Origin of the sequence: Streptomyces sp. NPDC001093 (assembly GCF_040298985.1) — a bacterium.
GTDB lineage: Bacteria > Actinomycetota > Actinomycetes > Streptomycetales > Streptomycetaceae > Streptomyces.
Map to the genome: position 1 here is coordinate 1 of NZ_JBEPBF010000199.1, position 12,466 is coordinate 12,466.

Here is a 12,466-nt window from a genome sequence, read left to right on the forward strand (position 1 = left end):
TCAGCCCGTACAGGACGGTCAGCGTCAACGGCATCTCCATGACACCGTCCCAGGCGTACACGGCGGCCCGCGGCGTGCCGGACTCCGACGCCTGACCGATGGCGACCGAGTCTGTGGCCCGGTCGTACAGTCGCGCAGTACCGCACACCAGAGGGGGATGGGCGGCGCCCACCGCGCGGGTCAGGGGCTGGCGATGTCGAAGCCGTACCGCAGGGGCTCGCACGTGACGCTGTAGTCGCGGCGGTACAGATACACCGCCTCGGCGCGTACACCGCCGGGCGGTGCGGCCTCGACCTGGCAGGGGTACGTCACCTGGATCACGCGCGGCCGGTCGGAGACCTTCATCCGCAGCCCGTCCGCCGGCCCGCCGTCGAGCACGGCGGTCTCCCAACCCGTTACTTCGGTAGTCTCCACGCCGGAAAGTTTACGGGTTGCGCAAGTTTCGAGCCCGTGAGCCGGGTCACGGCGAGTCCACCCGTGGACGGACCCGTGGAGTAGCGCCGGGGCCGCCCTACGTGGGCCGTTGGGAGGCCGCGGCCTCGGGGCGCAGGCCGGACAGGGTCAGCGGGTGGGCCGGCGGATCGGGCACGGCGATGCGGGAGGTCACCTGCAGATCGGGGCCGACGTGGAGCAACTCGCCAGGAGCCATCAGCTGCCAGTGCGGGTTCTCGTCCATGGGCTCGCTGGCGACGACGACCGACGGACGATCACCCAGATGCGCCGAGCGCACGCGCATATGACCGTGCCGGCCGGTGTGGTCCAGATGCCGCTTGCCGTGGTGACCGCCCGCCGGGCGCCGCAGGACGTACAGTTCGTGGGTGGCGGGATAGCGCAGCGCCCACAGCTCTCCGTCGGTGACGAGGATGATGTTGAGGGCGTACAGGGGCAGGTTCCCGGCGACCCAGCGGGCCGCTGACACGATGCCGGCCGACACGTCTCCGCCGTGCGCCGCCGTCTCCCGTGTGACCAGCGCGAAGAACCGCTCGGAGTCGGTGTCCCCCTGCACCAGTGAACGGTCCTCACCGAGATGCCGGTCCAGCCGGTCCAGCCCCTCGATCACACCGTTGTGCGCGAACAGCCGCCTGTCCTGGTCGAACGGGTGTGTGTTGCGCACGTCCAGCCCTCCGGTCGAGGCATAGCGGATGTGCGCGAGGAAGGTGGCCGACTCGGCCTCCCGGGCCTCCCGGGCGAAGGCGCGGTCCTGGTACGCGGCGATCGCTGCCTTGTGCACCTCCGGCGTGCCGTCCCCGTCGAAGAACCCGAGCCCGGTGCCGTCGGGTTCGCGGCGGCTCTGCACGCTCAGACTGTCGGGGGCGTCCAGCAGCCAGAACGTGGCGTGTGTGCGCAGCGGGGAGCTGATCAGCCCGAACAGTCGGCACACGGCATCCTCCTCGTCACCCGCCTTCGCCGAGCCCCGTCGTCCGGAACCCCGCACGGACGACCATGGTCCCGCGCGCCGGACGTTCACGCACGCGCGCCACAGACGGAATCCGGCCCCGCGCTGGCGGCCTTCGTCGCGCCGACGGTTCCGTCAGGCCGCCGGTCGCAGCACCGAGTCGAGCGCCGCGTCGATCGTGGGGTGAGCGAAGGCGAAACCCGCCTTGCGCAGGGCGGCCGGTACGACGCGTGCGCTGCACGTGATGTTCGCGGCGAACTCGCCGAGCGCCGCGCGCAGGGCGAAGGCCGGCACGGCGACCGGCGCCGGACGGTGCAGGGCGCGGCTCAGTGCCCGGGTCACCTCGCGGTTCGTGACCGGTTCGGGGGCCGTGAAGTTGACGGGACCGGAGAGTTCCTCGGCGCCGAGGGCGAAGCGGAGCGCCGCGATGTGGTCCGTCAGGGAGATGAACGGCCAGTACTGCTCGCCGGAGCCGAGCCGGCCGCCCAGGCCGAGGCGGAAGAGCGGGAAGAGCCGGCCGAATGCGCCGCCCTGGGCGGAGACGACCAGCCCGGTGCGCGGGTGCACCACGCGGATGCCGGCCTGCCGGGCCGGTTCGGCGGCCGCCTCCCAGTCGACGCAGACGGAGGACAGGAAGTCGTTTCCGGCCGACTCGCTCTCCTCGACGGTCCGTTCACCCGTGTCGCCGTAGTAGCCGGTCGCGGACGCGGACACCAGGACGCGCGGCGGGCCGGCGGACGCCGCGCAGGCTCGCGCGACGGTGTCGGTGCCGCGCACCCTGCTGTCGCGGATCTCCCGCTTGTAGGCGGAAGTCCACCGCTTGTCGCCGACTCCCGCGCCGGCGAGGTGGACCACGGCGTCGACGCCGTCGAGCGCACCGCGGTCGATTCGCCCGGCGACCGGATCCCAGTGCGCGGACTCGCTGCCGTCCTGAGGGACCGCGGCGGACCGGTCGCGGATCAGGCGGACCACCTGGTGGCCGTTCGCGAGGAGGGAGCGGGTGAGAGCGGAGCCGATGAGTCCGGTGGATCCTGTGATGGCGACGCGCATGGCGTCCTCCCGAGGAACTCGTGCTTCACATGTGAATCATGGGCGCGTCGCACGATACATGATTACTTGCAGTTTCAAGTAAATCGGAGCCGTCCCGCCCGGGACCGCGTCGACCTGGCCCGGCGTACGAGGTCCACGGCGGCCCGTTGCCACTCGGGATACCCGAAGTCGAACCCGGCCGCCGACAGCCGGCCCGGGACCACCCTGCGGCTCTTGAGCAGCAACTCCGTGTCCGAGCGCAGCGCGAAGGCCCCCAGCTCCGCCATCCACCGGGTCGTCGGCAGCCCCACGGGGACGCCCTGGGCCGCGCGCAGTGTCCGCATGAACTCCCGATGCGGGAGCGGGCCGGGGGAGGCGAGGTTGACCGGGCCGTCGAGGTCGTCCCGGCCGATCAGGAACTCCACCGCGCGGACGAAGTCCTCGTCATGGATCCAGGAGACGTACTGCGCCCCACCGGCGACCGGCCCGCCCAGCCCCAGCCGGGCCAGGCCCAGCAGCACGTCGAAGACCCCGCCGGGGTCCGGGCTCATCACCATCGCCGCCCGCAGCGCCACCTTCCGCGTAGTCGGTGTCGGCGCCTCGGCCTGGGCGCGCTCCCAGTTCTCGGCGATGTCGACGCTGTAGGCCCAGTAGTCCGGAACGCCGGCCTCCGAGCCGCCGATCATGCCGGTCGCCTCGTCGTTCGCCGCGTCGAAGCGGTGGGCGTAGATCGTGGCCGTACTCATCTGCAGCCACACCCGCGGCGGTTGCGCGGCGGCGGCGATCGCCTGACCGACCACACGTGCCGAGTTCACCCGTGAGTCCATCATGGCCCGCAGGTTCCCGGGGGTGTAGCGACATGACACGCTGCGTCCTGCCAGGTTGATGACGACGTCGCTGCCGTCGACCACCGCGGCCCAGCGGCCGAGTGTGGCCCCGTCCCAGCCGACCTGCCGCTCTCGCGTCGGGTGCCGGGTCACCACGGTGACCTCGTGCCCGGCTGCCGTCAGCGCACGATCGAGAATCGTGCCGATCTGTCCGGTTCCCCCCGGCAGAACCACCTTCATCGAGCCCCCTCGCTTCGGTGCGCACAGGGTAGCGCTGAATTTGAACACGTTCAAAACGGGTGCGTGGCCGGCGGCGGAGCGTACGGCGGTAATTCGATGGACAACTGCCCTGTCGGTGCTGAGTGTTGTCGCCATGGAGCAGAAGGAGATCTGGGGTCCGGCCGTGGCCCGGCGTTACGACACGCCCGGTACCGGCATGTTCGCGCCCGAGGTTCTGATCCCCGCGGTGGAACGCCTCGCCGAGCTGGCGGACGGCGGAGCGGCACTGGAGTTCGCCATCGGGACCGGCCGGGTCGCCGTCCCGCTGGCCGGGCGAGGGGTTCCCGTCACCGGCATCGAGCTGTCCGGGCCGATGGTGGAGCAACTGCGCACCAAGGCCGACGAAGCCACGATCCCCGTGGTCATGGGCGACATGGCGGCGACCCGTGCCCCAGGGACGTACAGCCTCGTCTACCTCGTGTACAACACGATCTCCAATCTGCTCACACAGGCCGAGCAGGTCGAGTGCTTCCGCAACGCCGCCCGCCATCTCGCGCCCGGCGGCCGGTTCGTGATCGAGCTGTGGGTGCCGGAGCTGCGCACGCTTCCCCCGGGCAAGCACGCCACCGTGTGGCGCACCGACGCCGGGTACATCGGGCTGGACACCTACGACATCCTCAACCAGCGGGTCGTGTCGCACCACTTCCGCTTCGGCGACACCGAGGAGGCCCGGCTGTACCGCAGCCCTCACCGCTACATCTGGCCGTCCGAGCTCGACCTCATGGCCCAACTGGCCGGATTCGAGCTGGAGTCCAGGCATGCCGACTGGTCCGGCACGGAGTTCACCGCCGAGTCGCGTGCTCATGTCTCGGTGTACCGGCTGCCGCTGACGCGCTAGACGGTCGCACCGCGCCCCCGCGGCACTGACCCGGGCGGCACGCCGAGGGCAGATGCCCGGCCGGCCCGGCAGGCCGCGCGCCCTCTCGCATCGGCACACCGGCGCCCCGGTCCTCCGCCGTGCACCGCAGTCCCAGTCCCAGTCTGCGCCGTGCCGCCGTCGGGCTGAGCCCGGTCCGCCGGGTCGGCTGGTCCTGGTCAGGCAGGCAGCAACCGCAGCGCGTACAGCGCGGCGCCCAGGTCGGCGAGGGCCATCGGGTCGGTGAGCGGACGCCCGGTCAGCTCCTCGACGCGGCGCAGCCGGTAGCGCACGGTGTTGGGGTGGACGAAGAGCCGTTCCGCGGCCCCGGCGGCCACCCCGCCCGAGCTGAACCAGTGACCGAGGGTCTGCAGCAGCCGGGCCCGCTCCACCTCCGGCAGTTCGAGGAGCGGACCCAGGGCGACCTCGACCAGCCGGCTCGCCTCGGCCGGGGCGGCGGCCACCAGCATCGCCAGCGGGCTGTCGTCGAACCGGGTGACCCCCGGACCCTCGCCGGGCAGTCCGGCCAGGGCGAGCCGGGCGAACCGCAGCGCCTGCGGGGTGTCCCGCAGCGAGTCGAACCGGGGGCTGACGCCGACCCGGGCGCGCCGGCGGCGCAGCGCGCGCAGGCTCACCGTCTCCGCGTCCCGGTGCCCGAGCGAGACCAGCCCGATCTGCTGGTCCGGCAGCAGCCGCCACACCGACGGCACTCCGGAACGGCGCAGTGCCGCCTCGATGCCGGGCAGCGGCTCCTGGCCGGGATCCGGCACCGCCGCGGCCACCACCGCGTACGGCCCGCGCTCGGGCAGGCCGAGCTGCCGGGCCGCCTCCCACGGCGTCGTACGATCCGCGAGGGCGCCCGTGAACAACGCCTCGGCCAGGGCCGATCGGCGGGCCTCGCGCTGCAGCGCCAGTTCCGCGCTGGCCTCGCGGTAGGCGGCCGCGACGGCCTCCGCGTACCGGCCGAACAGCGCCCAGATCTCCGAGGAACCGGCCACCAGCTCCGCGTCCGTGACCTCCGGGTGCCGGCGCGCCTCCCCGACCATCTCCGACCAGAGCAGCTCGAAACCCACCCGGTACGCGTGCAGGGTGTCCGCGAGCGGCACGCCCTGCTCGGCGCGCAGCCGTCCGGTCTGCTGAGCGGCTTCGACGCCCGGTCGGACGCCGTAGGCGAAACGTCCGAGCAGTTGATCCGCGTTGCCCTCGCACGACTCCCTGAGCGACGCGAAGGGGATCAGCGAGTCGTCCGCGTACGACTCGACCTCCGCACGGATGCGCTCGGCCATCCGCTCGCCCAGCTCCGGAAGGCGCCCACGCAACGCCGCACCCACATTCGACAGGCTCATATCCGCAGCGTACGGTGCTTCTTTTGTTCCTGGGAACAATCTCGGCGCAGGTGAACTGTGGGCGTCGCCATGGACGCCCCTGATCGTGCGGGCGACCATGCCGGGAGCGTTCGCGACGGGACCCGTGGGCGCGGCGGCAGCATGGGTGCGAGGAGGCATCATGGCCAATCTGGCGGAATTCCTGGTGGCGACGGCGCGACGGCTGCCCGAGCGCCCGGCGCTGCGACTCGGAACGGCGACCACCACCTACGGCGAGCTCGACCGGCTCAGCGCCCGGGCCGCCGCGCTGCTGCGCACCGAGGGCCTGCGCACCGGTGACCGGGTCGCGCTGATGCTGCCGAACGTGCCGGAATTCGTCGTCCTGTACTACGCCGTCCTGCGCGCCGGCGGCATCGTCGTGCCGGTGAACCCGCTGCTCAAGGAGCGCGAGACCGAGTACCACCTGCGGGACTCCGGCGCCGTACTGCTCTTCGAGTGGCATCAGGCACCCGGCGAGGGCGCCGCGGGCGCGGCCGCCGCCGGCGTACGGCACCTGACGGTCGAACCGGCCGCCTTCGCCGCCGAACTGGCGCGCCTGGAGCCGGAGTACGAGGTGACGGCCGCCGCCGGTGACGACATCGCCGTGCTGCTCTACACCTCGGGCACCACCGGCCGCCCCAAGGGCGCCGCGCTCACCCACTCCGGGCTGCGCCACAACACCGAGGTCAACGTCACCGAGGTGCAGCGGCTGACCTCCGACGACGTGATCGTCGGCTGCCTGCCGCTGTTCCACATCTTCGGCCAGACCTGCACCATGAACGTCGCCGTCCGCAGTGGCGCGTCCCTCACCCTCGTCCCCCGTTTCGAGCCGCAGACCGTGCTCGACGCCATCGCCCGCGACCGGGCGACCGTCTTCGAGGGCGTCCCGACCATGTACGCGGCGCTCCTCCAGCACCCGGGCGCCGCCGAGGCCGACGTCTCCAGTCTGCGCATGTGCGTCTCGGGCGGTGCCTCGCTGCCGGTGGAGATCCTGCACGCCTTCGAACGGCGCTTCGGCTGCATGGTGCTGGAGGGCTTCGGCATGTCCGAGACCAGCCCGGTCGTCTCCTTCAACCACCCCGACCGCCCGCGCAAGCCCGGATCCATCGGCACCCCCGTCCGCGACGTCGAGGTCCGGCTGCTGGACGACTCCGGCCGGGACGTCGCACCGGGGGAGGTCGGTGAACTGGCCGTGCGCGGGCCGAACCTGATGAAGGAGTACTGGCACCGCCCCGAGGAGACGGCCGCCGCGATCCCCGACGGCTGGCTGCGCACCGGCGACCTGGCCCGCCAGGACGAGGACGGCTATCTGTACATCGTCGACCGGAAGAAGGACCTCATCATCCGCGGCGGCTACAACGTCTACCCGCGCGAGATCGAGGAGGTCCTGCACGAGCATCCCGCCGTCGCCCTCGCCGCGGTCCTCGGCGTGCCCGACGAACGGCTCGGCGAGGAGGTGGCCGCCGCGGTCGTCCTGCGTCCGGGAGCCCGGACGGACACCGAGGAGTTGCAGCGGTTCGTCCGGGACCGGGTGGCCGCCTACAAGTACCCGCGCCGGCTCTGGCTGACGGACACGCTGCCGATGGGCCCGAGCGGCAAGATCCTCAAGCGGGAGATCACCGCGCCCGCGTCGTGAGACAGCCCCCGGCGTGTGAACGGATTGTTCACAATAAGCAGTTGACGCCATGTCGTTTCGAGCCTGACTCTTGACGCATGTCATCGACCGCCGATCACACCGATCCCTTCAACCCCCCGCGGCCGGAGCAGGCGCGTGCCCAGCGGGTCCACGCCTCCCTCTTCCGTATCGCCGAGCGGCATGCGGCGACCGACGAGCAACGGCGTCGCCAGATCCACCCGTCGGTCGTCGCGCCGCACGAGGCCGTCCGGCTCGTGACGTTCCTGCTGAGCGGCGCCGCGCTGCTCGACGAGGGCGAGCCGGAGGTGGACCGTGCCGACATCACGGCCGCGTTGAGTCTCGTGCCGCTGGTACGGGCGGAGCTGGACGAACTGGAGGCCTCGCTCCTGCAGATGGCCCGCGGCCGGGGCATGACCTGGCCCGAGATCGCCTTCGGCCTCGGACTCGGCACTCCGCAGGCCGCCAGACAGCGCTACGAACGCCTGGCGGACCGCACCGCCACCGACGACGGGGGCGACGCCTGAACACGTGGGCCGGCAGCCGGTAGCCGGCAGCCGCCTTCCTGTGCGACTGCGGCACCCCCTGAGCCACAGCCGGGTGTCTCACCCGTCGGCGCCGGGATGGCAGCACGATCCGCGCCGGAGCCGTTCGGCCACCCCCAGCCAGGACGTGTCCCGGGGAGGTTCGTGCACCACGGCCGACCGGTGCGCCGACGTCAGGTCGCCCTGCGTGTGCGGGACTCCCTCGCGAACGACGACGGGGATGCGGACGAGGGAGTCGAAGTCGGAGAACGGGTCGCCGTCGACGAACGTCAGGTCGGCGATCCTGCCCTCCTGCACCGTCCCGAGGTCGGCGTCGAGGCCGAGGAGGCGGGCCGGCTCCACGGTCGCGGTGTGCAGTGCCTCGGCGGCCGTGAAGCCGTGCGCGACCAGGGCACGCAGGCACAGATGGAGGGAGAGACCGACCGGGACCAGGGGCGCGTCGGTGCCCAGGGCGATACGGGCGCCCTGCGAGGCCAGCAGCCGGTAGTCCGCCATCTCGGTGGCCAGGGCCTGCCGTTGCGCGTCCGTGGGCGCGGTGCCGGCGTGTGCGCGGACGACGGCGACGTCCCAGGGCGGCATGAGACGGGTCACGCGCGGATCCTCGGCGAGCCCGGGGTCGGCGGCGAGCAGGATCTGTGCGCTGAACGGCGTGATGATCAGGGCGAAGGAGCCGTCGGCGTACTGCTGGACCAGGTCCTGGCCGATGCGGCCGAGCGGGGTGGTGGCATGCCCGTACTCCAGGCGCTGCGTGGCCTGCAGATGGGTGGTCAGGTCCTGGCCCGCCGCCCGGCCGGGCGAGCACAGATGGCTGCCGCTGGGCACGCCCAGCGCGTGGGCCACCTCGGCCGCCTCCGCCATGACCTCACCCGGCGCGCGCACATATGTCTTCACGAAGTCGACGTCCAGGGCGGTGGCACGCCGGAGCGTGCGCCGGACACCTTCGCGGGTGCGGTGGGCGCGGCCCATGCTGTACGCGGTGCGCGCGCCGTCGATCAGTTCGGCGCAGGCCAGCTGCCGCGGGCCGAGCAGGTCCCCCGAGCCGGCCGCCTCGCGCAGCCGTACCGCGTCGTACAGCGGACCGCCCAGGCAGAAGGTGGTCGTGATGCCGTACGCGAGCGTGGTCAGGCTCTGGCGGGCGCCGTAGGTGGCCGCATAGGGGTGGGTGTGGCTGTCGACGAGGCCGGGTACGACGGTCCGGCCGGAGGCGTCGAGCGTGCGGTGTCCGGGACGGCGGGCACGGTGCGGCTCGACAGCGGTGATCCGCTTGCCGGTGACGAGGATGTCGACGTCGTGCCGTGGCGGCGCGCCGGTGCCGTCCCACAGCAGTCCGGCGTGGATCCGCAGTGGTTCGGCCGAGCGGCTCGCACCGCGCCCGGCGGTCAGGCGGAGCGGCAGCGTGGTCGCCCGGTCGGTGGTGAGGGAGAGCCGGCGCAGCCGGCCTTCGGACAGGTAGAGGAGCGTGCCGGAGTCCGCGGACCAGCTCGGGTGGTCGGCAGGCTCGTCGGCGAGCCGGCGGGCGGGACCGGCCGGGCTGCCGTCGGCCGTCACGGGCAGCAGGCACAGTGCCGACTCGGCGACCAGCGCCATCCAGCGGCCGTCGGGTGACCACACGGGCCCGGAGGCGACCCGGTCGGACAGCGACTGGTGCTCGGCGGGCAGATGACGGCGTTCGCCGCCGGTGCGGGTGTCCAGGACGCGGATGAGGTTGTAGCCCTCGCGGAACCGCTGGTTGAGCCGGTTGCGGTCGCAGAACGCCAGGTACCGGCCGTCGGGCGACCAGGTGGGCGCACCGGGCGGCCCGTCGGTGGCCAGCGGCCGGGCCAGCACCTCCTCGGCGCCCGTGGCCAGGGTGCGCACCAGCAGGTTCCCGGTGACGTCCTGGCAGGCCAGGCGGGAGCCGTCCGGTGACAGCGCGGGATACAGCCGGCCGCCCTCGGCCAACGGCTCGTCGGCGCCGCTGGCGAGGTGATGACGGCGTACGGCCGTCAGCCCGTCCCGGTCCGTGCAGTACAGCAGGCTGCGCCCGTCCGGTGCCCACGCCGGCATCTGCACCAGGTGGACGTCGGCCGCCTGGAGGAGCTTGCGCGGCGTGCCGCCGACCGGCATCAGCCACAGGGCGTTCAGCGCCACGAAGGCCACGCTGCGACCGTCCGGGGACAGGGCCGGCCGGTGCAGACCGCGCACCGGGACCGGCAACTCCGGGGCGAGCGGCGCCCGTCGGGGTCCCCGGGACGGACCCGGCACCGGCATCCGGGCGGTGAAGGGAACCTCCCGCACGGAGGAACCGGCCAGGGAGCGGACGCGGATCCGGCCGTCACCCACGTACAGCAGCTCGTCCTCGCTCAGCCAGCACGGCGGAGCGGCCGCCAGGTCCTCGTCCGCCGAGACGACTTCGTCATCGACCATCAGCCGTGCCGCGTCGGCCGGCTGCCCGGGGCTGCCCGCGCCGGTCAGACGCACATACGCGATCCGCCCCGCGGGCGAGACGGACGGGCACAGCAGCCGCCCCCCGGTCACCGTCCGCAGCACTTCGGCCGGGCCGCCCGAGACCGGCACCCGGACCAGCGACAGCCCGCCGTCGTTGCCGCCGCCCGGCGTGTGGGCGGCGCGCACGCACACCAGCGACCGCCCGTCCGCCGACCAGGCGGGATCGAAGTCCTCGTGGTCCCCGCCGGTGAGCCGCCGCAGCCGGCCGTCGGCCACGTCCAGCACCCACAGCCCGTAGGAGGCGCCGGCCGTGGCGTCGCCGCCGCGTTCGGAGGAGAAGGCCAGCCGGGTGCCGTCCGGCGACCATGCGACCCCGCGGTCGTCCCAGGGCCCGTCCGTCAGCTGCCGCAGCCCGCCGCCGTCCGGCCGCAGCGACCACAGATGGAAGCCGCCGCCGCGATAACCGCACACGGCCAGCGTCGTGCCGTCGGGGGACAGCGCGGGGCGCGTCGCCTCCAGCTCCCAGTCCGTCACCGCTACGGCCGCTCCGCCCTCCCGGGGCACGCGCCACAGCACCCCCTGCACCTCGGCGATCAGGTCACCGCCGGCCCGGCTGCCGGTGACCGAACCCCCGGTGATCCGGGTGCAGGTGAGCAACCGCCCCCCGTCGCCGGCCCGCGCACCGGGCCCGCCCGGCAGCCCGACCGCCGTCGCCGCCCGTGCGGAGACCGCGGTGACCAGCCCTGCCGCCGCCGTCCCGAGAAACCCGCGCCGGCCCACGCTGCCGAAGTCCATCCCCAGTCCTCCCTGCCTGCCGTCTGTCGTTCAGCCAAGTGGCAGCGGCACATCCCGCACCAGTACGCCATTTCGGCCACACCGGCCCCGGCCCACGCCCAGGGCAACGCCCGGACCGGGCGGCGGTCACGCGGGGTCACCCTGCCGTGCCGACGGCTCGGGAACACTCACCAGCCCGTCAGCAGCAGGTGGTTGAGGAGCAGGGCCAGGACGGCCTGGGCGGCGAGCCAGGGGCGGGGGTGGGGGAGAAGGGCGCAGGCGGGGAGGAGCCAGAGGGCGAAGGGCAGCCAGATGCGTTCCGTCTCCGCCTTGCTCATGCCGGACAGGTCGGCGACCAGCAGGGCGATCAGCGCGACGGAGACCAGGAGCGCCAGCCGCACCTCCGCGGGGCGTCGGGTGCCGGTCCGGGGGAGCAGCGCCGTGGTCGTCCGGCGCAGGCCCGCCACCGTGGCCGGGCCGGTGATGACCGCGGTGCAGGCGAGGTTGGCCCAGACCCAGTAGCCGTAGGGGCGGGTGCCGCCGACGCCCTGGTAGTAGCGGGTGACGAGGAGGTGGTAGGCGTGCCACCAGTCGAAACCGGCGAGCGTGAACACCACGGGGAACACGGCCAGTCCGGCGAGCAGGGACAGCAGGAGGGCGGGGCGTTCCCGGAGTCCGCGGCCCGCGAGCGCGACGACCGCCGCGCCGATCAGGGCGAACAGGGTGAGGCCGTAGGACAGGTAGCAGGTCAGGCCGAAGAGGAGGCCCGAGGCCGCCGCGTACCCGTGGGACCGCCGGGTCAGGGCCAGGGCGAGCAGCGCCAGGGACCAGGCGGCGACGGCCGCGAAGTAGGCGTCGGCGGAGGTCCCCTGCCACACCGCGGCCGGGGCCAGCACCAGGAACGGCGCGGCCCGCCGCGCGAGCGCCTCGCCGGCCAGCGCGCGGAGCGCGATCAGCACGGCCACGCAGCCCGTGGCACCCACGGTGATGCACCACATCCCGGCCCAGCCGCCGCCCCGCAGCCCGATCCGGTCCAGCAGCACGAAGGTGAGCGTGGCGGCCGGCGGATGGCCGGCGATATGGGCGGGCCAGGGGTCGGGGGTGCCGCTGACGATGTGGTGGGTGAAGTCGCGCAGGGTGGCCGGGATGTCGTGGAAGCGGCCGATGACCCGGAGGTACTCGTTGGTGGTGGTCAGCCTGACGGCGATGCCCTGGTGCCAGCCGTCGACCAGGGCGAGGGACAGGATCCAGGCCAGGGCGGCCGCCCAGGCCGCCGCGAGCAGCCCGCGCCAGGGCAGCCGGGCCGCGAGGGCGGGGCCGTGGGCGACGGTGGCCG

General features: G+C 73.4%; 10 protein-coding genes. 3 read left to right on the forward strand and 7 right to left on the reverse strand.

The genetic code is table 11. The features are described 5' to 3' along the window. Window positions 1-180: 180 nt before the first annotated feature. From ABT288_RS46905 to ABT288_RS46920, 4 genes are all read right to left on the reverse strand, one after another. On the reverse strand, window positions 181-414 hold the full coding sequence (locus tag ABT288_RS46905) for a hypothetical protein (protein ID WP_351622328.1): 234 nt from the start codon (window positions 412-414) through the stop codon (window positions 181-183). Between the two features lie 97 nt (window positions 415-511). Beyond that, on the reverse strand, window positions 512-1,381 hold the full coding sequence (locus ABT288_RS46910; RefSeq protein ID WP_351622331.1) for a class II glutamine amidotransferase: 870 nt from the start codon (window positions 1,379-1,381) through the stop codon (window positions 512-514). 150 nt (window positions 1,382-1,531) lie between these two features. Then, the gene (locus tag ABT288_RS46915) at window positions 1,532-2,446 is read right to left on the reverse strand and encodes a TIGR01777 family oxidoreductase (RefSeq protein ID WP_351622334.1); all 915 of its coding nucleotides are present in this window, start codon (window positions 2,444-2,446) and stop codon (window positions 1,532-1,534) included. 74 nt (window positions 2,447-2,520) lie between these two features. Then, window positions 2,521-3,492 carry a TIGR01777 family oxidoreductase gene (locus tag ABT288_RS46920; protein WP_351622337.1) on the reverse strand — a complete coding sequence of 324 codons (972 nt, stop codon included), beginning with the start codon at window positions 3,490-3,492 and terminating at the stop codon, window positions 2,521-2,523. A gap of 133 nt (window positions 3,493-3,625) precedes the next feature. Here ABT288_RS46920 and ABT288_RS46925 point away from each other — a divergent pair, with 133 nt between their 5' ends. Further along, window positions 3,626-4,369 (forward strand): class I SAM-dependent methyltransferase, encoded by a 744-nt coding sequence (locus ABT288_RS46925; RefSeq protein WP_351622340.1) that lies wholly within the window; start codon window positions 3,626-3,628, stop codon window positions 4,367-4,369. Between the two features lie 197 nt (window positions 4,370-4,566). Here the strand turns inward: ABT288_RS46925 and ABT288_RS46930 are convergent, their stop codons facing one another. Continuing rightward, a complete protein-coding gene (locus ABT288_RS46930) occupies window positions 4,567-5,733 on the reverse strand; it encodes a PucR family transcriptional regulator (protein WP_351622343.1) in 1,167 nt (388 codons plus the stop codon). 160 nt (window positions 5,734-5,893) lie between these two features. On the opposite strand from ABT288_RS46930, the gene ABT288_RS46935 reads away from it, so the two are divergent. Both ABT288_RS46935 and ABT288_RS46940 read left to right on the forward strand, forming a co-directional pair. Continuing rightward, entirely contained in the window at window positions 5,894-7,387 is a 1,494-nt protein-coding gene (locus ABT288_RS46935; protein ID WP_351622346.1) for a long-chain-fatty-acid--CoA ligase, read from the forward strand. Between the two features lie 77 nt (window positions 7,388-7,464). Next, window positions 7,465-7,911: a DNA-binding protein gene (locus tag ABT288_RS46940; RefSeq protein ID WP_351622349.1), complete on the forward strand. Its 447-nt coding sequence runs from the start codon at window positions 7,465-7,467 to the stop codon at window positions 7,909-7,911. 78 nt (window positions 7,912-7,989) lie between these two features. Here the strand turns inward: ABT288_RS46940 and ABT288_RS46945 are convergent, their stop codons facing one another. Together ABT288_RS46945 and ABT288_RS46950 are read right to left on the reverse strand one after the other, a co-directional pair. Continuing rightward, window positions 7,990-11,151 (reverse strand): amidohydrolase family protein, encoded by a 3,162-nt coding sequence (locus tag ABT288_RS46945; RefSeq protein WP_351622351.1) that lies wholly within the window; start codon window positions 11,149-11,151, stop codon window positions 7,990-7,992. Window positions 11,152-11,318: 167 nt separating this feature from the next. Continuing rightward, on the reverse strand, window positions 11,319-12,466 hold a 1,148-nt coding region (locus tag ABT288_RS46950), incomplete at its 5' end, for a hypothetical protein (protein WP_351622354.1).

Bases quoted from the DNA above. Each gene is read 5' to 3' on its own strand.
- ABT288_RS46930 (WP_351622343.1), bottom strand. From the start codon at position 5,733: ATGAGCCTGTCGAATGTGGGTGCGGCGTTGCGTGGGCGCCTTCCGGAG.
- ABT288_RS46920 (WP_351622337.1), bottom strand. From the start codon at position 3,492: ATGAAGGTGGTTCTGCCGGGGGGAACCGGACAGATCGGCACGATTCTC.
- ABT288_RS46935 (WP_351622346.1), top strand. From the start codon at position 5,894: ATGGCCAATCTGGCGGAATTCCTGGTGGCGACGGCGCGACGGCTGCCC.
- ABT288_RS46945 (WP_351622351.1), bottom strand. From the start codon at position 11,151: ATGGACTTCGGCAGCGTGGGCCGGCGCGGGTTTCTCGGGACGGCGGCG.
- ABT288_RS46940 (WP_351622349.1), top strand. From the start codon at position 7,465: ATGTCATCGACCGCCGATCACACCGATCCCTTCAACCCCCCGCGGCCG.
- ABT288_RS46915 (WP_351622334.1), bottom strand. From the start codon at position 2,446: ATGCGCGTCGCCATCACAGGATCCACCGGACTCATCGGCTCCGCTCTC.
- ABT288_RS46925 (WP_351622340.1), top strand. From the start codon at position 3,626: ATGGAGCAGAAGGAGATCTGGGGTCCGGCCGTGGCCCGGCGTTACGAC.